This window comes from Pseudomonas sp. P179 (assembly GCF_000478485.2).
Taxonomy (GTDB): Bacteria; Pseudomonadota; Gammaproteobacteria; order Pseudomonadales; family Pseudomonadaceae; genus Pseudomonas; species Pseudomonas aeruginosa.
On record NZ_KI517354.1, the window covers coordinates 1,387,598 to 1,408,023 of the forward strand.

Below are 20,426 nucleotides of genomic sequence, written 5' to 3' on the forward strand. Positions count from 1 at the left end.
CCGGATCGTTCTCATGCGCCGCCTGCTGCTCGTACTGCTGCTCCTGCTTCCCCTGCCCGCCCTCGCCGCGGAGGCCCGGCCGAAGATCGGTCTGGTCCTCTCCGGCGGTGCCGCCCGCGGCCTGGCCCATATCGGCGTGCTCAAGGCCCTCGACGAACAGGGCATCCAGATCGACGCCATCGCCGGCACCAGCATGGGCGCGGTGGTCGGCGGCCTGTACGCCTCCGGCTACACCCCCGCCGAACTGGAGCGCATCGCCCTGGAGATGGACTGGCAGCAGGCGCTGTCCGACGCGCCGCCGCGCAAGGACGTGCCGTTCCGGCGCAAGCAGGACGACCGCGACTTCCTGGTCAAGCAGAAGATCAGCTTCCGCGACGACGGCACCCTCGGCCTGCCGCTGGGGGTGATCCAGGGCCAGAACCTGGCGATGGTGCTGGAAAGCCTGCTGGTGCACACCAGCGACAACCGCGACTTCGACAAGCTGGCGATCCCCTTCCGCGCCGTCTCCACCGATATCGCAACCGGCGAGAAAGTGGTGTTCCGCAAGGGCCACCTGCCCCAGGCGATCCGCGCCAGCATGTCGATCCCCGCCGTGTTCGCCCCGGTGGAGATCGACGGCAGGCTGCTGGTGGATGGTGGCATGGTCGACAACATCCCGGTGGACGTGGCGCGCGACATGGGCGTGGACGTGGTGATCGTGGTCGACATCGGCAACCCGCTGCGCGACCGCAAGGACCTGAGCACCGTGCTCGACGTGATGAACCAGTCGATCACCCTGATGACCCGGAAGAACTCCGAAGCCCAGCTGGCCACGCTCAAGCCCGGCGACGTGCTGATCCAGCCGCCGCTGTCCGGCTACGGCACCACCGACTTCGGCCGCGTGCCGCAACTGATCGACGCCGGCTACCGCGCCACCACGGTGCTCGCCGCGCGCCTCGCCGAGTTGCGCAAGCCGAAGGACCTCAACAGCGAAGCGCTCGACGTGGCGCGCACGCCGAACCAGCGCAAGCCGGTGATCGACGCGATCCGCGTGGAGAACAACTCGAAGGTCAGCGACGAGGTGATCCGCCACTACATCCGCCAGCCGCTCGGCACGCGCCTCGACCTCGGCCGCCTGCAGGACGACATGAGTACCCTCTACGGCCTCGACTACTTCGACCAGGTGCAGTACCGGGTGGTCAAGGAGAAGAAGCTCAACACCCTGGTGATCCACGCCACCGGCAAGAAAGGCGGCACCGACTTCCTTCGCCTGGGCCTCAACCTGTCCGACGACATGCGCGGCGAAAGCACCTTCAACCTCGGCGGCAGCTACCGCATGAACGGCCTCAACCGGCTCGGCGCCGAGTGGCTGACCCGGGTCCAGCTCGGCGACCGCCAGGAACTCTACAGCGAGTTCTACCAGCCGCTCGACGTCGGCTCGCGCTACTTCGTCGCGCCCTTCCTGTTCCACGAGGCACAGAACGTCGACGTCACCGAGGACAACGACCCGCTGCTGCGCTATCGCCTGGAGCGCTACGGCTACGGCCTCAACGTCGGCCGGCAGATCGCCAACAACGGCGAAATCCGCCTGGGCGCGGTGCAGGCCTACGGCAAGGCCGACGTGCGCATCGGCGACCCGAGCCTGCCGGACATCGACTTCACCGAGGGCTACTACGAACTGAAGTACTCGTTCGATACCGTCGACGACGTCAATTTCCCCCACGAGGGCGAGGAGATCGGCCTGACCATGCGCCGCTACGACAAGTCCCTCGGCTCGGACGACAGCTACCGGCAGTGGGACCTGCGGCTGAACAAGGCGCTCAGCTTCGGCGCCGACACCTGGGTGTTCGGCGGCGGCTACGGGCGCACCCTGGACGACGCCGAGGTGGTCACCTCCAGCTTCACCCTCGGCGGCGCCCGCGAGCTGTCGGGCTTCCGCCGCGACGCGCTGTCCGGGCAGAACTACAGCCTGGGACGGATCGTCTATTACCGGCGCCTCACCGAACGTTCCTTCCTGCCGCTGGACTTCCCGCTGTACCTGGGCGGCAGCATCGAGCGCGGACGCATCTGGAACAACGACAACGAATACGACAGCGGCTACATCAACGCCGCCAGCCTGATGATCGGCTTCGATACGCCGCTGGGGCCGCTGACCTTCAGCTACGGGATCAACGACGAGAACTTCAAGGCGTTCTACCTGAACCTCGGGCAGAACTTCTGAGCGGAGTTCAGGCGATCAGCGCCAGCAACTCGCGCGCCTCGGCCTTCTGCCACGGGTCGCCGTGCGCCACCACCAGGCGCAGGATGCGGCTGGCCTGGTCGAGATCGCCGCTGTCGATGCAGGCGCGGGCCCGGTCCAGGCTGGCCGAGGCCTCCTCCGGCGGCACCGTGGCCGGCTCTGGCTGGTCGAGTTCGAGGTGTTCGTACTCGGCGACATCCGGCAGTTCATGGAGATTGCTCTCGAACGCCAGGGGCTCCTCCGCCGGTTCCGCCTTGCCGGCAGCGGCGCGGCGCGGCAGGTCGGGATTGTCCAGGGGATTCTCCAGGGCGCCCCAGTCGAGATCGAGATCGAGGTTGAGGTCGCCGAAGCCGTCGGCGCCCGAGGTCGCATCCGGTTGCTGCAAAACGGGCGACTCGGCCAGCGGCAGGTCGCTCCAGTCGTCGTCCTTGGTTGTTGCCGCCGGCGTCTCGGTCGCCAGCATCTGTAGCAGCGCCGGGTAGCGTCCGCGCAACTCGTCGATGGCCTCCGGGTTGCCGCCACTGGCCAGGGTTTCCTCGGCCAGCGCGTCGAAGCCGGCCGCATCGCCCAGCTCAGCCAGCACCAGCAACAGCTTCATCCGCGCGCTCAGGCGCTGCGGCTGCTCGGCGAGTACCTGACGCAGCAGGTCGCGGGCCTGTCCGTAGCGACCGTAGGCGATATAGATGTCGGCGCCGTCCAGCTTGTCCGCCGCAGCCATGGCGGCGCGCGGAGCGGCGGCCGGAGCAGGCGGAGGAGACGGCGGCGGGCTGGAGGGAGCGGCGACCGGCGGCCTGGCCTGTTCCTCGACCTTTGCCGGCGCCGGTGCGGCCGCCGGGGGGCGCGGCGCACGCCGCAGCGGCAGGTTCAGGGCGACCCGGCGCTTCGGTTCGACCGCCGGGACAGGAGCCTCTTCGCGGCGGCGACGCAACAGCAACACGCCGAGCAGAGCGAGGACCAGCAGCAGGACGATCATCCAGCGCCAGTACTGCGAGTCCGTCGGCGTTTCAACCGGTTGCGCAACCGAAGGCGCGGCCGCGGCGGGCGGCGGCGCCGCGGGCCGCACCGCCTGGCGCCGGGCCAGTTGCTGTTGCAGTTCGGCGACCTGGTGATCGCGCTGCTGCAGTTGTTCCTGCAAGGCCTGCAACTGGCGTTGCAGATCGTCCATCCGCTGGCTCAGTTCCTCCCGTTGCCGGGCCAACGCCTCGGCCTCGGCATCCGCCTGGCGCTGCGCCTCGACGAGAGCCGCCGGAGCGTTTTCCACCACGGCGGCATCGGCTGGCGGCAGGACTTCCACGGCCGCCTCCTTCACGGCGCCGGGCGCGCCTCGCTCCGGCTGGTAGCCGGCCGGCAGGCGCAGGCGCGCGCCGGCCTTGAGCCGGTGCCGGTCGGCATTGACGAAGGCCTGCGGATTGAGCTGGTACAGGGCCTCCATGAGTTGCGCGCGATCGGCGTTGCCGGCACCACGCAGGCGTCCGCTGATGGCCCAGAGGTTGTCGTTGGGGCGAGCCAGGTATTCGTCGCCCGGCTCCAGCAGTGCCGGGTCTACGACGGCCGCGGCACTACGCGGCGCGGGCGCCGGCGTCGAGGATTGCCGCTGCGGCTCGATCCCGCTGCGCGCGGCCGGAAGCATGCGCGGCGTATAACCGAGCGGATCGAGCAGTACGGTGAATTCGCGCACGATGCGGCCGTTGGGGCGGGCCACCTCCACCAGGAAATTCAGGTAGGGCTCCTGCACCGGTCGGCTCGAGGACACATGGATGCGATTGCCACCGCGCCCCTGGAGCACCGGACTGAAACGCAGCTCGTTGAGGAACTGCAAGCGTTCCACCCCGGCCGCGGCGAAGACGTCGGCGCCCGCCAGGCGGACCTCGATCTCGTCCGCGCCGAGATCGCCGACGTCGAGCAGTTCGATATCCGCATCCAGCGGCTGGTTGAGCGCCGAATGCAGGGTGATGTCTCCCACTCCCAGGGCGCTCGCCTGCCCGGCCAACAGGCACGACCAGGCACACAACATGACACGCAAGGCTTTACCGGGCATTCCGTTCTTTTCTCCGCACTTCGAGCACACAGCCGGCCAGCGGTCGACTGCTACATCTATTTCACGTTAGCCCGAATTTCGCCCCGTACAGGGCTGAACGCACCACATGGCGCAAGACATGGCTTTTTGCCATCACTGAATAGAGGAATGCCGTGGAAACGGTCAAGATTTTTCGTCAGAAAACCGACGAAAACCTCTGTAGAGGGCTTTCGGACGAAAGCCCAGGAGGTGATGCCATAAAAATGGCGATTCTAGCGGAATTTCGTGACGCAGTGCTCAGCGCTTTTCCAGGTTCGCCAGGATTCGCAAGAGCACCTGCTGGCACAGCGCCTGCTCGGACTCGTCGATGCCGGTCAGTACGTCGTTGCGAACGCTGGCGGCGATGGCCTCGATATCGGCGATCAGCACATCGGCCTTGGGCGTCAGCACGATGTGCTTGGCCCGCCGGTCCTCCGCCACCGCCAGGCGCCGTACCAGGCCCTGGGACTCGAGGCCGTCGAGCAGCCGCGCCAGGGTCGGGCCTTCGACCCCGACCGATTGGGCCAACTCGCGCTGGGTGGGCGAATCGCGATGGCGCGCCAGATGCAACAACACCAACCAGCGCGCCTGGGACAGGCCGAGGTGACTGAGGCGGCGGTCGAGTTCAGCGCGCCAAGCACGGGAAGTCTGGGCTAGCAAGGTGCCGAAATAGTGCTTGTCTGTCTGAGCCATAGGAAAAAGGAGGTCCGATATTTCATTTGACTAATTATTAGTCGGCTAATAATGCCCGTCCAATTTTCCCCCGTACAATGACAAATTGTCGCACGATATGCCCAGGCCACGCCCTGTCTACCACTTCGCGTACTGGTCCTCGACGAAGCCCCAGAGCCGCTCGATCCTCACCTCGGCACGACCTCGCGGACGCAGCACACCGCTGAAACAACCGAATATCTGCTTGAAGTTGCTCGCCAGCAGACCGAGGTTCAGCCGCTCCTGATGCATGCCGTGAGCCTCGAAGCGCAGCTCCACCTGGCCATCGTATGAACGGATGGTCCAGGGCCGCAGCGGCTGGTCGCGGTCGAAGTCGAAGCGCACGCTGTCGACCTTCAGCAGTTCGCCGTCCAGCCAGTAGCAGTTCTCGGTGAAGCTGGTCTCGTTGACCCCGCACGACAGGTTCAGGCCGACCCGCAAGCCGTCCGCCTCGCCGGACAGGCAAGCCCAGTTCCAGAAGGTTTCCGGGCGCATGTAGCCCGCCGACCAGTCGTGATGGGCGAAGGCGTCCAGCGCCTGCAGGTCGTGGTCGCCGAGGGCGCTGCGCACGTCGCCGCGACAGCGCACGCCGGCCACCTTCTGCGCGTAGACCCAGCCGTTCACCGCGGTCGGCGTACATAGGCACATCGGCTGGAAGCTCGGCGCCTCCTCGCTGAAGCAGGCGTCGATGCGGGTGCCATCGTCGAGTTCCACCAGCAGGCGTTTCTCCCGGGGAGCCATACGGTTCTCCAGGCGTAGCAGGTTGCGCCCCTGGCGCAGTTCGCAGACGCCGTCGTCCGGGGTCTGGGAAAACCGGGTTCCGAACCCCAGCGGCAGCTTGAAGCGCCGCTCCAGCATGCGTCCGCTGGAAGGCTGGTAGAGGTAGACGAAGCCGACGCCAAGCAAGCTCAGCTGGGCCAGGGCGCAGCCGCCGATCAGCTCCGGGCTGATCAGGCCGAAGTACTGGAACTGATGGAAGCGTCGCCATTTGCCCAGGGCCCCCACGCGCCGGCCCATCGGCGAACGGAAGTCGAAATCGCGGTAATTGATGTGCTGCGGGGCACTCGGGAAGATGCCGTAGTGCGGTTGGCCGTTGGCCTGGATCAAGCGCTGCATGGGGTCCGTCCGGAAGTCGTCTCGCGGTGGGGCCGGCAGCTCTGCGAAGAGCGGCCGTGCCTGGCATTTTTTCCTGTCGAACCTAGCATTCGCCGCCTCGTCCCGCAGTCACCGGCGGCGCCAGCCATAGGGACAAAATCGGCCATGGACTCAGGCCACCACCTGGTTGCGGCCGAACGCCTTGGCTTCGTAAAGCGCGCGATCGGCATGCTCGTAGAGATCGTAGAGACGCTTCAGGTCGTTGCCCGGGGTCGGCCACAGGCAGGACACGCCGACCGACAGGGTCACTTCGCGCGCCGTGTCCGACGCCTCGTGCTCCATGCGCAGCGCCTGGACCTGTGCGCGCAGCGCTTCCGCGCGCAGCCTCGCCTCGTGCTCGTTGGCGCCGTACAGCAACAGGGCGAACTCTTCGCCGCCCAGGCGCACCGCCATGTCCAGCGGACGCCTGGCATTCGCCTCGAACACCGCGCCGATGCGCTGCAGGACCGCATCGCCAGCCTGGTGTCCGTAGCGGTCGTTATAGGCCTTGAAATGGTCGACGTCGCAAAGCAGCAGCGCCAGGGTCTTCTGTTCGCGCTGGGCCTGGCGCCAGAGGCGGTCGAGGTGCTGGTTGAAGCTGCGCCGGTTGTGCAGGCCGGTCAGGCTGTCGTGGTCGGCCATCACCCGCAACAGGCGGCTGATGAGGAAATGCTCGCGCGACTTGAACTCCAGCAGGTAGCAGCCGACCGCGCCGATCAGGTTACCGAACAGCAGGAACAGCAGGTTGTTGCCCAGCGGCTCCTGGGTACCCGCCCACCACTCGAAACCCAGGTAGGCGAGCAGCACGACCAACGCACAGCTCAATGCCTGCGACAACCGCAGGCCGGCGAGGAAATAGGCGGCGAAACTGACCAGCAGCAGGCCTTCGTAGGGATAGCCGGGATCCGCCCGGTGCGCCAGGCCGACCACCGCCGCCGCACCGACGCCAAGGGCGAGGACGCAGGCGATGCTCAGCGGCACCATCAGCTGGATGTGCCGGCGCAGCATGATCAGGCAGCCGCAGACCAGTAGCAGGACCAGCACGCCAAGGCGCACCGCCAGTACGCCCCACAGCGGGGGACCAGCGAGGATCAGCAGGTCGATGCCGATGAACGCCAGCCAGACGAGCATGCCGACGCTGAGGGCGATGCGTTTCAGCGCGAAGCTGTCCTCCAGCATGTAGCGCCGGTAGTCACGCTCCAGTTCGGGAAGGAAACGCAGACCGCGGAAACCGCGGTTCAATTGGTCGGCATAGAGATTGGAACGGGAGTCGTCCAACCGGTCCTTCTGTGTCACGCACACCTCTTCTCTTGGAGGGCTTGGCGTCACAGTAGACGCTTGCGAAGGACGTCACAAGATTGGCGTCAGAAAATACCGGCAAATGGCCATATCACGACTCCAGTTCCACCTGCAGGGCGGCGCGCACGCAGTGCAGCACGCCACTCGGCACCCGCTTGCCGAAACGCTCCTCCAGCGCCGCCACCGGCGGCAGTTCGCCGTCTTCCTCGAGGAAGGCGTCCTGGATTTCGCCGAGGAGTTCCTCGGGCAGATCCAGCGCCTGCTCCAGGCTCACCTGCTGACCGGCGATGGCCTCGGCGAGCATCGCGTAGACGTTCTTCTCGCTGCAATTGAGCTGGCGGGCTATCTGCGCCGGGGTCATCCCCGCACAGGCCAGGCTGGCCAATTCGTGGCGCAGGTCCTGCGGCGGCGCGGCGGGCGCCGCCGGCGAGTCGGTGAGGACATCGAGGAAGGCCTGGCCGTAGCGCTCAAGCTTGCGCGCGCCGACCCCGCTGACCTGGGCCATGTCGGATAGCGAGCGCGGCTGGCTGCGGAGCATTTCCAGCAGGGTCGCGTCGGGGAAGATCACATAGGGCGGCACCGAATGCTCTTCGGCCAGCTTGCGCCGCAGCGCGCGCAGGGCCTCCCACATTTCCCGCTCTTCGCTGCGCACCAATTGGCTGGCGGCGCTGGCGCCGCCGCTGGAGGAGCCCTTGGCGCGCTGGGGTTTGAGGTCGCGGCGCAGCTCCAGCCGCACCTCGCCCCGCAGCAGCGGACGACAGGCCTCGGTCAGGCGCAGGCCGCCGAAGCCGTCCAGGTCGACGTCGGCCAGGCCGCGCGCGACCAACTGACGGAACAGGGTCCGCCACTCGTCTTCGCCACGCCCCTTGCCGATCCCGAACACCGCCAGGTGCTGGTGGCCGAGACTGCGGATCTTCTCGGTCTCGCGGCCGAGCAGGATATCCACCAGATGGCCGACGCCGTAGCGCTGGCCGCTGCGGTAGATCGCCGACAGCGCCTGGCGCGCGGATTCGGTGGCATCCCAGGTTTCCACGCCGTCCACGCAGTTGTCGCAATGCCCGCAGGGCTGCGGCATCTCCTCGTCGAAATAGGCCAGCAGCGCCTGGCGCCGGCAACGGGTTTCCTCGCAGAGCGCCAGCATGGCTTCCAGCTTGTGCCGCTCGACGCGCTTGTGCCGCTCGTCGCCCTCGGAACTCTGCATCATCTGCCGCAGCAGCAGGACGTCCTGCAGGCCGTAGGCCATCCAGGCGTCGGCCGGCAGGCCATCGCGGCCGGCGCGGCCGGTTTCCTGGTAATAGGCCTCGAGGCTCTTGGGCAGGTCGAGGTGGGCGACGAAACGCACGTTGGGCTTGTCGATGCCCATGCCGAAGGCGATGGTCGCCACCATGATCAAGCCTTCCTCGTTGAGGAAGCGCTTCTGGTGGTGGGCACGCAGTTCGTTGGACAGTCCGGCGTGATACGGCAGCGCGGGGAAGCCCTGGTTGCCGAGGAATTCCGCGACCTCCTCGACCTTCTTCCGCGACAGGCAGTAGACGATGCCGGCATCGCCGCGCCGCTCGGAGAGGAAGCCGAGCAACTGCTTGCGCGGCTGCTCCTTGGGCACGATGCGGTAGAAGATGTTCGGCCGGTCGAAGCTGGAGAGGAACTGCTCGGCGTTCTGCAGGTGCAGGCGCTGGATCATCTCCTCGCGGGTACGCATGTCCGCGGTGGCGGTCAGGGCGATCCGCGGCACCTGCGGGAACAGCTCGGCAAGCTGGCCGAGCTGCAGGTATTCGGGACGGAAGTCATGGCCCCATTGCGACACGCAGTGCGCTTCGTCGATGGCGAACAGGCCGACCGGCAGTCGTTGAAGGAAGGCCAGCATGCGCGGCTGGACCAACCGCTCCGGTGCCAGGTAGAGCAGCTTGATCTCGCCACGCTGCAGGCGCTCGGCGATGTCCCGCTGCTGCTCGGGGTTGAGGGTGGAGTTCAGCGCCACCGCCGGCACGCCGAGTTCGTCCAGGGTGGCGACCTGGTCCTCCATCAGCGCGATCAGCGGCGACACCACCACCGTCAGGCCTTCGCGCAGCAGCGCCGGGACCTGGAAACACAGGGACTTGCCACCGCCGGTGGGCATCAGTACCAGCGCATCGCCACCCTCGGCTACCCGCTCGATGATCCGTGCCTGGTTGCCACGGAAGGCGTCGTAACCGAAAACGTCTTTGAGGATGCGTAGGGCTTGCTCGCGCATGAAGGACTCCAAATCGAGCGGCGCATTATACGCCAGGGAGGCTCGATCGGGCCGGTACCTTGTCGCCGGAAAGGACGAAAACCTCAGCGATAGCGCTGACGTTCCTGTTTGAAAAGGATGCGGACGATGGCGAATTCGCGCTCCATCTGTTCGATCAGCGCCGGCGCCCGTTGCAGGTCGCCGCGCCTGGCGCTTTCTTCCAGCTCCTTGCAGTAGCCGGCGAGGAGTACCGCGCCCATGTTGCTGCTGCCTCCCTTGAAGCTGTGTGCGGTATGCCGCAAAGCCTGGGCATCGCCGGCCTGAAGGGCGGCATGCAGGCTGCGCAGGCGCTCCTCGGAGTCGAGCACGAAGGTATCCAGCAGGACCGGATATTCGTCCTCCATGACCTCCTGCAGCGAAGCCAGAACACGATCATCGAGATGCGGCGCGGACATTCGATCGCTCCCTGAAGTCGACTTCCGATGCCCTACCCATTAGGAGCACCGCGACGAAAGCGCGATTATGCCTGAGGCGACCAGAAAAACTCCACGGACACCACCTTTCCGTCGGCCGACCACTGGCAACGATCGGACAATTCGCGGATCAGGCGCAAACCCCTGCCGCAGAGGCGTTCCTGGCGCTCCACGGCATTCAGCGCGCGCTCCACGTCGAAACCTTCGCCGCTGTCCTCGACCCGCACCAGCAGACGCCCCCCCGCGCCATGCGGCGCCAGGTCCAGGTGCAGTCGCACGTAGCCGTCGCGCAAGGCCTGCAGGCGGCTGACCCGCTCCTGGTAATAGCGGGCGAATCCCGCCGCGTCGCTCTTCATCGTCGAATCGAGGCCGATGACGCCATGTTCCAGGGCGTTCGAATAGAGTTCGGCGAGCACCGTATACAGCGCGCCGCCGCGCGCGCGCAGGTCGTGGACCTCGAGCAGCAGTTGCAGCACATGGGGCAGCGGGTTGAAATGCTTGAGGGTTTCGGCGCGGAATTCGAAGCTTACCGACCAGTCCAGCGGACTGCTCACGCCGCTATCGGAAAACGCCAGCGGCGGGCATTGCAGGCCGCTATCCGGCTGCAGCCGCACTTCGAGCATGCTCACGTCGTCCTGCACCGCGCCGCGGAACTGCGCCAGGCTGCGCTGGATCTCGTCGAACAGCGCGGACGGCTGGCGATTGCGCTCGAACAGCTGGAGCAGCCGCGCCTCGCCGAACATCTCGCCAGCCTTGTTGCTGGCCTCGAGGACCCCGTCGGAAAACAGGAATATCCGATCTTCGATATCCAGCGGATAGGTTTCGCAACGGTCGCTGAACGCCGCCGGTTCGAGGATTCCCAGCGGCAGGTGGCGGGACACCAGGGCGACCCGCTCGCCGCTGGCGGCGCGCAGCAGGTAGCCGTCCGGCAAACCGCCGTTCCAGACCTCCACCAGTTCGCGCTGGAAGCTCAGGTTGAGCAAGGTGGCGCAGCAGAACACGCCGACCGGCAGGATGCGCTTCAGCTTGGCGTTCATCTCGCGGAGGATGTCGGCCATCGGATAGCCCTTGGCGGTCATCCCGTAGAACACCTCGGCCAGCGGCATCGCGCCGATCGCCGCCGGCAGGCCGTGGCCGGTGAAGTCGCCGAGCAGCACGTGCATGCCGCCGGACGGCTTGTAGGCGGCCAGCAGCAGGTCGCCGTTGAACAGCGCGAGGGGCGATTGCAGGTAGCGCACGTTGCTGGCGTTCAGGCAGCCGGAATGGGCCACCTTGTCGAACACCGCCTTGGCCACCCGCTGTTCGTTGAGCAGGTGCTCGTTGTGCCGGACGATCAGGTCGCGCTGCTCCAGCACCGTTCGTTGCAGCAGGTGCAGGCGTCCCATGGCGTTGATCTTGGCTTCGAGGATCACCCGGTTGTACGGCTTGGAGAGGAAGTCGTCGCCGCCCGCCTCCAGGCTCTGCACCAGCGCCTCGGTTTCGCTGAGGGAGGTGAGGAAGATGATCGGCACCAACTCCTCGCCGGCCTGCTGCTTGATCCGCCGGGCAGCCTCGAAGCCATCCATCACCGGCATCATCACGTCCATCAGGACCAGTTGCGGCCGCTCGGTCTCGAACAGCGCCACCGCCTCCAGGCCGTTGCCGGCGGTCAGCACGCGATGCCCCTGGCGGCTGACGATGGTCGACAGCAGCAGGCGGTCGGCCGCGTTGTCCTCGGCGATGAGAATCGTCAGGCTCTCGATCCGCGCCGCCGGGGGATTCATTTCAGCTGATCTTGAACAACTGCTCGAAGTTGGAGATGGCGAGGATCTTGCGCACTTCCGGGCTACAGTTCGCCAGGCTTATCTGCGCGTTCTCGCCGCCGGCGTGGTCGCGCAGCAGCAGGAGCATGCCGAGGGCCGAGCTGTCCAGGTAGGTGGCGTTGCGCAGGTCGACGACATAGCGTCGCGGAGTGATCGCGACCCGCTCGTAGGCATCGCGGAAATCCTGATGGGCCCCGAAGTCGAAGCGCCCCTGGATCTGGATGGTCAACTCTTGCCCATCGGCCGAGGGCAGCGCAGTGATGGCCATGGAAGTCTCCTGGTAGGCGTGGCGGATCGAGGGAAGGCTTGAATCATGTAAGCAGTTCCCCGGCAAAGCGGCAACTTGCCAGATCACCTGACTATCAGAAATATCTGTCAATACAACTAGATCGCGCAGTCCTAAACTGCCCCGCTCCGAGCCAGCCGTCCTGTGCCGAGCGGGCTGCGACGGCGCCGCCGCGCGTGGCGCTCGGAGCCTGGGCAGTGGGCGAAAGTCTCGTCCCACCTGCCCGTCCCAAGCGGACCCGCGCCAGGCTGCCAGGTCACCCCCGGCGCAACCTGGCGCGGGTCCGCTTCCTTGCGCTACTTGGCCCGGTAGATGATGCCCGGGCTGCACTGCACCATCTGGTAGTGGTCGGGCAGGTTGTTCAACGCCTCGGAGGCGCCGAGGAACAGGTAGCCGCCAGGCTTGAGCGTGCCATGGATGCGCAGCAGGATGTCGCGCTTCACCTCGGCGGAGAAATAGATCAGCACGTTGCGGCAGAACACCATGTCGAACTTGCCGAGGCTGGCGTAGCTGTCCAGCAGGTTCAGGGCACGGAACTCGACGCGGCTGCGGATCGCCGGCTTGACCGCCCAGCGCCCCGGTCCCTTGGCGTCGAAATAGCGTTGCAGACGCTCCGGGGACAGACCGCGGCCCATCGCCAGGGTGTCGTATTCGCCGGCCTTGGCGGCGGTGAGCATCGACCCCGACAGGTCGGTGGCGACGATCTGCACGCCCGCCTTCAACTGCCCCAGGTTGGTCTTCTCGAACTCGTCGATGGCCATCGACAGCGAGTATGGCTCCTGGCCTGACGAACAGGCCGCCGACCAGATCCGCAGGCGCTGCCCGCCGTTGGCCTTGATCAGTTCGGGAAGAACCCGCTGCTTGAGCACCTCGAACGGGTAGGTATCGCGAAACCACAGGGTCTCGTTGGTGGTCATCGCGTCCACCACCATCTCGCGCAGGCCGCCGCGCTGGGTCTGGATGCGCTGCACCAGCTCTCCCAGGCTCTTGATGCCCTGCTGCTCCATCAGCTTGTTCAGCCGGCTCGAGACCAGGTACTGCTTGTTGCTGCCCAGCACAATGCCGCAGGTCTTCTCGAGGAAGACCCTGAACAACTCGAAATCCGCATTAGCTGCCGACACGCATAAGCCTCTTCGCCCTGGGCGACCGGAACGCAGCCGGTCGCCCGTATTCACATTGTTGTCGAGGGCCGATCGCTCAGCCCGCGTCCACCGCCTTGATCCGCTCCACCACCCGCGCCGCCAGATCGTCCGGACGGAACTTGGCGAGGAAGTCGTCCGCACCGACCTTCTTCACCATCGCCTGGTTGAAGACCCCGGACAACGAAGTATGCAAGAGAATGTGCAGTTTCTGCAGGCGGGGATCGCTACGGATTTCCGCCGTCAGGGTATAACCGTCCATTTCCGGCATTTCGATGTCGGAGATCAGCATCAGCAGCTCGTCTTCCGGACGCCGTCCCTCGGAGAGCATGTTCTGCAGGTACTCCAGGGCCTGGCGCCCGTCGTTGAGCGCGGTCATTTCCACGCCGACCGCCTCCAGGCAACGGATTACCTGCTTGCGCGCCACCGACGAATCGTCCACCACCAGCACCCGCTTGGTCACCGCGCGGCTCTGGGTCTCGGCGTCCACCACTCCGTGGGACACTTCCTCGGACGTCGGTGCGACCTCCGCGAGCACTTTTTCCACGTCGATGATTTCCACCAACTGCTTGTCCACCCGGGTCACCGCGGTCAGGTAATGCTCGCGGCCGGCGCCCTTGGGTGGCGGATGGATCTCTTCCCAGTTCATGTTGACGATGCGCTCCACCGAGCGCACCAGGAAGCCCTGCACCTTGGTGTTGTACTCGGTGATGATCGCGAAGCTGTTGGTCAGGTCCTGCAACCCGCGGCGGCCGGTGGCCAGCGCCAGGTCGAGGATCGGAATGGTGCCTCCGCGGATGTTCGCCACCCCGCGCACCACCGGGCTGGACTTGGGCATCACCGTCAGGCGCGGGCACTGCAACACCTCTTTCACCTTGAACACGTTGATGCCGTAGAGCTGGTTGCCGTCCAGGCGGAACAGAAGCAGCTCCAGACGGTTCTGTCCGACCAACTGCGTACGCTGGTTGACTGAATCCAAAACACCGGCCATTGGCGCTCCCCTCAGACGGTCGTGCCGGACTCCGGCACGACCATTGCTTAACCCGTTGCATGAAACAGGCAACGACAGTTTTTCGACGAATAATGGCATGTAGCCATACTTCTCTACGGTTTTTACCCGTTTTGCTCGGGCTCGGCTACCTGTGCGCGGCTAACAACAGCCAGGCCCAGGGTTTTACCGCTCCCGAGGTACTTATCGGCTCCACCCAGGGGTTTCTTGAATTCAAGGTAGAAGAATATCTGCAGAATAGCGGACTCGACGGGCGCTACCAGATTCAGGTCAATCGCGTCGACCCGCGCTTGCGCCTGGCCGAATGCGACAGGGACTTGACGCTCAGCCAGGAAAGTCCGGCACAACCGATCGGCAGGGTCACCGTGCGCATCAGTTGCGAAGGCAGTGCGCCCTGGACCATCTTCATGCCGGCGCAGGTGAAACTGTTCCGCCAGGTAGTGGTCGCGGTGCAGCCACTCAAGCGCGCGCACGTGCTGGAGGATGCCGACATCGCCCTGGTCGAGCGCGACGTCGGCCTGCTGACCCAGGGCTACCTGACCGATCCGGCCCGCGTCGTCGGGCAGAAGCTGCGCCGACCGGTGGTCAACGACCAGGTGCTGGCGCCGGTCTTCCTCGAGCAGGCCGAGGCCGTGCGCAAGGGCGACCAGGTGGTGATCCTCGCACGCACCGCCACCATCAACGTCAAGATGCCCGGCGAGGCGCTGTCCGATGGCGCCCCGGGCCAGCAGATCCGCGTGCGCAACCTGCGCTCGCAGCGGATAATCAAGGCCCGCGTGATAGAACCCGGCACGGTCGAGGTGAATATGTAGAGGGAAAGCCGTGGCCGGTAGCGCTGGCGCTACCCCGGCGGGTTTCTCTAAACTGGGAAACGACGCACGAAAATAAGTCCTAAAGTTTTTCAAGCCTTCGCCGAAAAGCTAGGCAAGCGTCCAATACCTTCGAGGTTTACAACCATGGTCATCGACTTCAACCGGCTGAATCCCGGCAGCACGCCAGCCACCACCGGCCGTACCGGCAGCACCGCCGCGGGGCGTCCCGACGCCACTGGCGCCGACAAGGCAGGCCAGGCCGCGACTTCCGCTCCGAAGAGCGGCGAGTCGGTGCAGATCAGCGAAACCGCCCAGAACATGCAGAAAGTCACGGACCAGCTGCAGACCCTGCCGGTGGTCGACAACGATAAGGTTGCCCGGATCAAGCAAGCGATCGCCGATGGCACTTATCAGGTCGACAGCGAGCGTGTTGCCAGCAAGCTGCTCGACTTCGAATCCCAGCGCTGACCTCGAAGGACGCGCTGGAGGACATTGGACGCCGAATGAACTCCCGAGCCCGAGATGCCTGACTCCCCTACCCTGCTCGATCTGTTCGCCGAGGATATCGGCCACGCCAGCCAACTCCTGCAGTTGGTCGACGAAGAATTCCAGGCCCTGGAACGGCGCGAGCTGCCGGTCCTGCAACAGCTTCTCGGGGCCAAGCAGCCACTGATGCAGCAACTGGAGCGAAATGGCCGGGCCCGCGCGGAAATCCTCCGCGAAGCCGGCGTTTCCCTCGACCGCGAAGGCCTTGCCCGCTACGCCCGCGAGCGCGCGGATGGCGCCGAGCTGCTGGCGCGCGGCGACGAACTGGGCGAACTGCTGGAGCGTTGCCAGCAGGCCAACCTGCGCAACGGGCGGATCATCCGCGCCAACCAGGCTTCCACCGGCAGCCTGCTGAACATCCTCCGCGGCCAGGACGCCCCGAGCCTGTACGACAGCCGCGGCGGCACCGCCTCGAGCAGCCGGCAACGCCCGCTCAGCCAGGCCTGAACCCGACCAGCACACGTATCAAGGCACAGTGCTATCATTGAGGCATTCGTGCCCCAGGAGAGCATTGAAGGTGCCCAACCCGTTCGTCGAAGAAGCGGGGCCGCAACCCCCGAAGGTGCTCAAGGCCCCCGTGGAAATCCAGGCCAACCTGCGCCTGCTGCAGGATAGCCGCGACTCCCTGCTGATCACCTTTGCCGATCGCAACCAGCGCTTCCAGAGCTTCCTGGTGGACATCGACCGCGACCGCGGGATGGTCGCGCTGGACGAACTCATCCCCAACACCGGCGAACGTTTCCTGCAGAATGGCGAGGCGTTTCGCGTCGAAGCCTTCCACGAAGGCGTGCGTATCGCCTGGGAATGCGAGCGCCCGGTGCAGTTCGGCGAACACGACGGCGTTCCCTGCTACTGGGCCGCCCTTCCCGCCGAAGTGCTCTACCACCAGCGCCGCAACGCCTACCGCGCCAGCATCAAGCAGAGCCAGCCGATCGCCGCGGAAATCGCCGGGGAGAAACTCCGCGCGCCGCTGAGCGGACAACTGCTGGATATCTCCGCCACCGGCGCCAAGCTGCGCTTCGCCGGCAATGTCGCCGAACGCCTGCATCCCGGCGAGATCTACGAAGACTTCAGCGCCCAGCTGCCACAGGGCGCGATCAGTAGCGCGATCGAACTGCGTCACGTGCGCTTCGACGAAAAGCTCGACGCGACCTTCGCCGGCGTCCGCTTCAGCGAGATGAGCGGCCTCGCCCAGCGTCAGGTGGATCGCTTCGTCTACCAGTTACAGCGCGAAGCGCGGCGCTTCGAGAAAGACGAACTGTTCTGAGTTTCACAGGACCAGCCCCAGCGCCGCCAGGCGCGGCAGGTCCTCGGGACGGTCGACGTCCCAGAGCGCCGGCAACAGGTGATGCTCCCAGCCCAGTTGCCGGAGACGCTCGCAGGTGAGCGCCAGCAGGCGGTCTCCGCCCCAGGGCATCGACTCGAACAACAGCGGGTCGACCCGGGTCAGGCCGAGCAGCGCGTAGCCGCCCCGCTCCACCGGCCCCAGCACCGCCTGGTGGCGGCCCAGGGCGGTGCAGGCCGCTTCCAGGTAGTCGCCGTCCAGCACCGGGCAGTCGTGGCGAATCAGCAGTACCGCCTCGCTTTCCGCCAACCCCAGCGCCGCGATACGCCGCATGCGCTCGCCGGGGTCGCCGGCCGGCTGGCTCATCAGGCTCCAGCCCAATGCCACCGCCAGCGCCTGCAGATCGCTGTCCAGATCGTCGTCGAACCAGAGGATGCGGGCGCTGAAACCGCGATCGGGCAGGCGCAGGGCGCGTTCCAGCAATACCCGCTGCAAGCGTCCCGCGCTCTCCTCGCCGATGGCCTGGGCGATCTTCGGCCGCCGCTGCCCGGGCGGCAGGTTGCGCACCATCAGGTGAAGGGAAAGCGTCGGACTCATCGCAACCTCTCCTGCCTATCGGCTCCCGCGGCGAGCGGAGTTCAGTTCTGCGTCGCACCGTCGGCCTGCGGCGCGTCGGGCTCGCCATCGACCATCTGCTCCTGCACCGCCTGTTCGTCTACCCGCGGATCGAGCGCCGCGACCAGCGGGGAGCTGGTCATGTTGTCCGGGGTCGGCACGTGGTGCAGCGGCGCGTCGTCGACCCGGTGCAGGCCGCTGACCTTCTCCGGATGGACCCGCCAGACCAGGATCAGCGCGCAGGCGCTGACGAACGCATATAGCATGTTAGCGCCAAACAGCCGCATCAGCGCGCCGGCCGCCAGCGGCCCGATGCAGGCGCCGACGCCGAAGGTCACCAGCAGCATGGCGGTCAGCGAAACCCGTCGCTCGGTCTCCACATGGTCGTTGGAAAAGGCCACTGCCAGCGGATAGAGGGTGAACTGCAACATGCTCGCGGCGATTCCCAGGGCCAGCAGCAACGCCAGCGGCATCTGTTGCAACAATGCCAGCGGCAAGGCGAACAGGCACAGCAGGATGGCGCAGGCGCGGATCAGCCAGGCGCGGTCGCGACGGTCGGACAGCCAGCCGAGCGGCCACTGCACCAGCAGCCCGGCGAAGATGCAGGCGCCCATGTACAGGCCGACCTGCTCGTTGGGCAACCCCAACTGGTTGGCATACAGCGGCGCCAGGCCATAGAAGGAGCCGACCACCAGCCCCGAGACCAATACGGTGGTCAGCGACTGCGGCACCCGGCGGATGAAGAAGCGTGGTTCGAGCGGCGCCGGGCGCAGCGCTGCGGGGTGGATCTTGTGGGTCAGGGCCAGCGGCACCAGGCACAGGGCGAAACAGAAGGCCACCAGCATCAGCAACTCCGGCCCCAGTTGCGGATGCGCCACCAGGATCATCTGGCCGAGCACCAGGCCCAGGTAGGAAGCCGCCATGTAGCCGCCGAACACCGCGCCGCGCTGGCTGGCATCGGCCTGCTCGTTGAGCCAGCTCTCGATCACCATGTACTGGCACATCAGGCCCAGGCCCATCACCATGCGCAAGGCGATCCAGGCCGGCAGCCAGGGCAGCAGGCCATGGCCGAGGACCGCGGCGGTGACCACCCCGGCGCAGGCGACGTAGGCGCGGATGTGGCCGACCCGGGCGATCAGCCGGTGACCGACCTTGCCGCCCAGCACCAGGCCGAAGTAGTTGGCTGCCATCAGCGCGCCGACCCACAGGCCGTCGACCTTGTCCGCCGCCAGGCGCAGCGCCAGGTAGGTGCTGAGCAGGCCGGAGCCGGTGAGCATCAGCAGAGTAGCGAAATAGAGGGCGCGAAAAGAGAAGAAAATCCGCCGCATCGGACCTCCGGTCCCGTACAAGGGAGCCGGCGCCGCTCGCGGACTGCCCGGCTCGCACAGCGTTGGAGTCCCGGGGAGGCCCCGGGACAGGACGCGGGATGCCGAAGCCGGCACCCGACACCACGACCCTGCCGCCGCGAGGCGGCAGGGGGTGACACAGGGCTAGGAAAGTACCACGGTGGATCAGGCCTGGGCTGCCAGGACACGACGCTCCCAGGGGCTGATCTCGTCGAAGAAGCTGGTCAGCTCCATGCTCTTGGTCGCCACGTAGCCTTCGACGAACTCGCTGCCGAACAGTTCGCGCGCCAGCGCGCTGCCTTTCAGGCGCCGCAGGGCATCGTACATGGTGCAGGGCAGGGTCAGTTCCTCCGGTACCTCGAACTCGCCCTGGATCGCCGGGCTCGGCTCCAGTTCGTGCTCCAGGCCGTAGAGACCGGCGGCCAGGCTGGCGGCGATGGCCAGGTAAGGGTTGGCGTCGGCGCCCGGCAGGCGATTCTCGACGCGCCGCGCGGAGGCTCCGCTGGCCGGGATGCGCAGGCCGGCGGCGCGGTTATCGTGGGACCAGCAGGCGTTGTTCGGCGAAGCGTAGGGATGGCAGAGGCGCTGGAAGGAGTTCACGTGCGGCGCGAAGAAGGGCGTGAAGTCCGCCAGGCAGGCCTGCTGGCCGCCGATGAAGTGGCGGAACGCGGCGGAAGGCTCGCCATCGGCTTCGCTGAAGATGTTTCGCCCGCCGTCCAGTTCGACGATGCTCTGGTGGATGTGCATCGAGCTGCCCGGCGTCTTCGCCAGCGGCTTGGCCATGCACACCACGATCAGGCCGTGCTTGAGCGCGACCTCCTTGAGCAGGTGCTTGAACAGGAAAGTCTGGTCGGCCAGCAGCACCGGGTCGCCATGCAGGAAGTTGATCTCGAACTGGCTGGTGCCCATCTCGTGCATGAAGGTGTCGCGCACCAGGCCCAGCGCATCCATGCAGCGGTAAACGTCCTCGAAGAACGGCCGCAGGCCGTTGTTGGAAGACACGCTGAAGGCCGAATAGCCCAGCTCACGCCGGCCATCCGGCCCCAGCGGGGCCTGGAACGGCTCGTTGGGATCGGTGTTCGGGGCGAAGACGAAGAACTCCAGTTCGGTGGCCACCACCGGTTGCCAGCCGTGGGCGGCGTAGCGCGCCACCACCTGCTTGAGCAGGCCGCGGGTGGACAACCCGGACGGCGTGCCATCCAGTTCCTGCGCGTCGCAGATGGCGAAGGCGCGCGGAGTGTTGCTCCAGGGCAGGCGATGGACCTGGGTCGGCTCGGCGACCAGCGCCAGGTCGCCATCGTCGCTGCCATAGAAGCGCGCCGGCGGGTAGCCGCCCATGATGCATTGCAGCAGTACGCCACGGGCGAGCTGCAGGCGCCGGCCGCTGAGGAAGCCCTCGCCGGTCATCACCTTGCCGCGCGGCACCCCGTTGAGGTCGGGGGTGACGCATTCGATTTCTTCAACTCCAGCCAGCCGTTCGGCGAGT

The 20,426-nt window shown here is 66.5% G+C and carries 18 protein-coding genes; 5 read left to right on the plus strand and 13 right to left on the minus strand.

The genetic code is table 11. The features are described 5' to 3' along the window. Window positions 1–13 precede the first annotated feature (13 nt). The gene (gene plpD, locus HMPREF1224_RS19045; protein ID WP_004345146.1) at window positions 14–2,200 is read left to right on the plus strand and encodes a patatin-like phospholipase PlpD; all 2,187 of its coding nucleotides are present in this window, start codon (window positions 14–16) and stop codon (window positions 2,198–2,200) included. Between the two features lie 7 nt (window positions 2,201–2,207). On the opposite strand, the gene HMPREF1224_RS19050 is transcribed toward plpD, so the two are convergent. The 10 genes from HMPREF1224_RS19050 to HMPREF1224_RS19095 form a co-directional block, all read right to left on the minus strand. Beyond that, window positions 2,208–4,256: a motility hub landmark protein FimV gene (locus HMPREF1224_RS19050; protein ID WP_010793255.1), complete on the minus strand. Its 2,049-nt coding sequence runs from the start codon at window positions 4,254–4,256 to the stop codon at window positions 2,208–2,210. Window positions 4,257–4,532: 276 nt separating this feature from the next. Further along, window positions 4,533–4,967, minus strand: a complete 435-nt coding sequence (locus HMPREF1224_RS19055) for a MarR family transcriptional regulator (RefSeq protein WP_003091721.1) — start codon at window positions 4,965–4,967, stop codon at window positions 4,533–4,535. 117 nt (window positions 4,968–5,084) lie between these two features. Further along, the gene (locus tag HMPREF1224_RS19060) at window positions 5,085–6,101 is read right to left on the minus strand and encodes a DUF2804 domain-containing protein (RefSeq protein WP_010793256.1); all 1,017 of its coding nucleotides are present in this window, start codon (window positions 6,099–6,101) and stop codon (window positions 5,085–5,087) included. Between the two features lie 150 nt (window positions 6,102–6,251). Continuing rightward, window positions 6,252–7,421, minus strand: a complete 1,170-nt coding sequence (locus HMPREF1224_RS19065) for a GGDEF domain-containing protein (RefSeq protein ID WP_003119637.1) — start codon at window positions 7,419–7,421, stop codon at window positions 6,252–6,254. A gap of 88 nt (window positions 7,422–7,509) precedes the next feature. Then, on the minus strand, window positions 7,510–9,648 hold the full coding sequence (gene recQ / locus HMPREF1224_RS19070) for a DNA helicase RecQ (RefSeq protein ID WP_003091724.1): 2,139 nt from the start codon (window positions 9,646–9,648) through the stop codon (window positions 7,510–7,512). Between the two features lie 83 nt (window positions 9,649–9,731). Continuing rightward, the gene (gene htpB / locus HMPREF1224_RS19075) at window positions 9,732–10,082 is read right to left on the minus strand and encodes a two-component system sensor histidine kinase HtpB (protein WP_003091725.1); all 351 of its coding nucleotides are present in this window, start codon (window positions 10,080–10,082) and stop codon (window positions 9,732–9,734) included. A 65-nt stretch (window positions 10,083–10,147) separates the two neighbouring features. Continuing rightward, a complete protein-coding gene (gene hsbR, locus HMPREF1224_RS19080) occupies window positions 10,148–11,863 on the minus strand; it encodes a two-component system response regulator HsbR (RefSeq protein WP_003098751.1) in 1,716 nt (571 codons plus the stop codon). A gap of 1 nt (window position 11,864) precedes the next feature. Continuing rightward, the gene (gene hsbA, locus HMPREF1224_RS19085; protein ID WP_003091727.1) at window positions 11,865–12,170 is read right to left on the minus strand and encodes an anti-anti sigma factor HsbA; all 306 of its coding nucleotides are present in this window, start codon (window positions 12,168–12,170) and stop codon (window positions 11,865–11,867) included. A gap of 314 nt (window positions 12,171–12,484) precedes the next feature. Then, entirely contained in the window at window positions 12,485–13,309 is an 825-nt protein-coding gene (gene cheR, locus HMPREF1224_RS19090) for a protein-glutamate O-methyltransferase CheR (protein ID WP_003091728.1), read from the minus strand. Window positions 13,310–13,385: 76 nt separating this feature from the next. Continuing rightward, entirely contained in the window at window positions 13,386–14,318 is a 933-nt protein-coding gene (locus HMPREF1224_RS19095; protein WP_003098747.1) for a chemotaxis protein CheV, read from the minus strand. 131 nt (window positions 14,319–14,449) lie between these two features. Between HMPREF1224_RS19095 and flgA the strand changes: the two genes are divergently transcribed. From flgA to flgZ, 4 genes are all read left to right on the plus strand, one after another. Further along, window positions 14,450–15,148 carry a flagellar basal body P-ring formation chaperone FlgA gene (gene flgA / locus HMPREF1224_RS19100; protein ID WP_003098745.1) on the plus strand — a complete coding sequence of 233 codons (699 nt, stop codon included), beginning with the start codon at window positions 14,450–14,452 and terminating at the stop codon, window positions 15,146–15,148. A 144-nt stretch (window positions 15,149–15,292) separates the two neighbouring features. Beyond that, window positions 15,293–15,616: a flagellar biosynthesis anti-sigma factor FlgM gene (gene flgM / locus HMPREF1224_RS19105; protein WP_003098742.1), complete on the plus strand. Its 324-nt coding sequence runs from the start codon at window positions 15,293–15,295 to the stop codon at window positions 15,614–15,616. 54 nt (window positions 15,617–15,670) lie between these two features. Continuing rightward, on the plus strand, window positions 15,671–16,141 hold the full coding sequence (locus HMPREF1224_RS19110) for a flagella synthesis protein FlgN (RefSeq protein ID WP_003091733.1): 471 nt from the start codon (window positions 15,671–15,673) through the stop codon (window positions 16,139–16,141). Between the two features lie 28 nt (window positions 16,142–16,169). Then, entirely contained in the window at window positions 16,170–16,961 is a 792-nt protein-coding gene (gene flgZ / locus HMPREF1224_RS19115) for a flagellar brake protein FlgZ (RefSeq protein ID WP_003119635.1), read from the plus strand. Window positions 16,962–16,964: 3 nt separating this feature from the next. On the opposite strand, the gene HMPREF1224_RS19120 is transcribed toward flgZ, so the two are convergent. The 3 genes from HMPREF1224_RS19120 to HMPREF1224_RS19130 all read right to left on the minus strand — a co-directional run bounded on the left by HMPREF1224_RS19120 (window position 16,965) and on the right by HMPREF1224_RS19130 (window position 20,347). After that, window positions 16,965–17,576 (minus strand): TIGR04282 family arsenosugar biosynthesis glycosyltransferase, encoded by a 612-nt coding sequence (locus HMPREF1224_RS19120; RefSeq protein ID WP_003113134.1) that lies wholly within the window; start codon window positions 17,574–17,576, stop codon window positions 16,965–16,967. Between the two features lie 41 nt (window positions 17,577–17,617). Next, window positions 17,618–18,922, minus strand: coding sequence for an MFS transporter (locus HMPREF1224_RS19125; protein WP_003098737.1), 1,305 nt, complete (start codon window positions 18,920–18,922; stop codon window positions 17,618–17,620). Window positions 18,923–19,105: 183 nt separating this feature from the next. Beyond that, on the minus strand, window positions 19,106–20,347 hold the full coding sequence (locus HMPREF1224_RS19130) for a glutamine synthetase family protein (protein WP_003119633.1): 1,242 nt from the start codon (window positions 20,345–20,347) through the stop codon (window positions 19,106–19,108). Window positions 20,348–20,426: the final 79 nt, after the last annotated feature.

Coding starts and splice junctions, on each gene's coding strand:
- hsbA (WP_003091727.1), bottom strand. CDS start 12,170: ATGGCCATCACTGCGCTGCCCTCGGCCGATGGGCAAGAGTTGACCATC.
- HMPREF1224_RS19110 (WP_003091733.1), top strand. CDS start 15,671: ATGCCTGACTCCCCTACCCTGCTCGATCTGTTCGCCGAGGATATCGGC.
- HMPREF1224_RS19125 (WP_003098737.1), bottom strand. CDS start 18,922: ATGCGGCGGATTTTCTTCTCTTTTCGCGCCCTCTATTTCGCTACTCTG.
- HMPREF1224_RS19120 (WP_003113134.1), bottom strand. CDS start 17,576: ATGAGTCCGACGCTTTCCCTTCACCTGATGGTGCGCAACCTGCCGCCC.
- hsbR (WP_003098751.1), bottom strand. CDS start 11,863: ATGAATCCCCCGGCGGCGCGGATCGAGAGCCTGACGATTCTCATCGCC.
- plpD (WP_004345146.1), top strand. CDS start 14: ATGCGCCGCCTGCTGCTCGTACTGCTGCTCCTGCTTCCCCTGCCCGCC.
- HMPREF1224_RS19050 (WP_010793255.1), bottom strand. CDS start 4,256: ATGCCCGGTAAAGCCTTGCGTGTCATGTTGTGTGCCTGGTCGTGCCTG.
- htpB (WP_003091725.1), bottom strand. CDS start 10,082: ATGTCCGCGCCGCATCTCGATGATCGTGTTCTGGCTTCGCTGCAGGAG.
- HMPREF1224_RS19095 (WP_003098747.1), bottom strand. CDS start 14,318: ATGGCCGGTGTTTTGGATTCAGTCAACCAGCGTACGCAGTTGGTCGGA.
- recQ (WP_003091724.1), bottom strand. CDS start 9,648: ATGCGCGAGCAAGCCCTACGCATCCTCAAAGACGTTTTCGGTTACGAC.
- HMPREF1224_RS19055 (WP_003091721.1), bottom strand. CDS start 4,967: ATGGCTCAGACAGACAAGCACTATTTCGGCACCTTGCTAGCCCAGACT.
- HMPREF1224_RS19130 (WP_003119633.1), bottom strand. CDS start 20,347: ATGACCGGCGAGGGCTTCCTCAGCGGCCGGCGCCTGCAGCTCGCCCGT.
- HMPREF1224_RS19060 (WP_010793256.1), bottom strand. CDS start 6,101: ATGCAGCGCTTGATCCAGGCCAACGGCCAACCGCACTACGGCATCTTC.
- flgM (WP_003098742.1), top strand. CDS start 15,293: ATGGTCATCGACTTCAACCGGCTGAATCCCGGCAGCACGCCAGCCACC.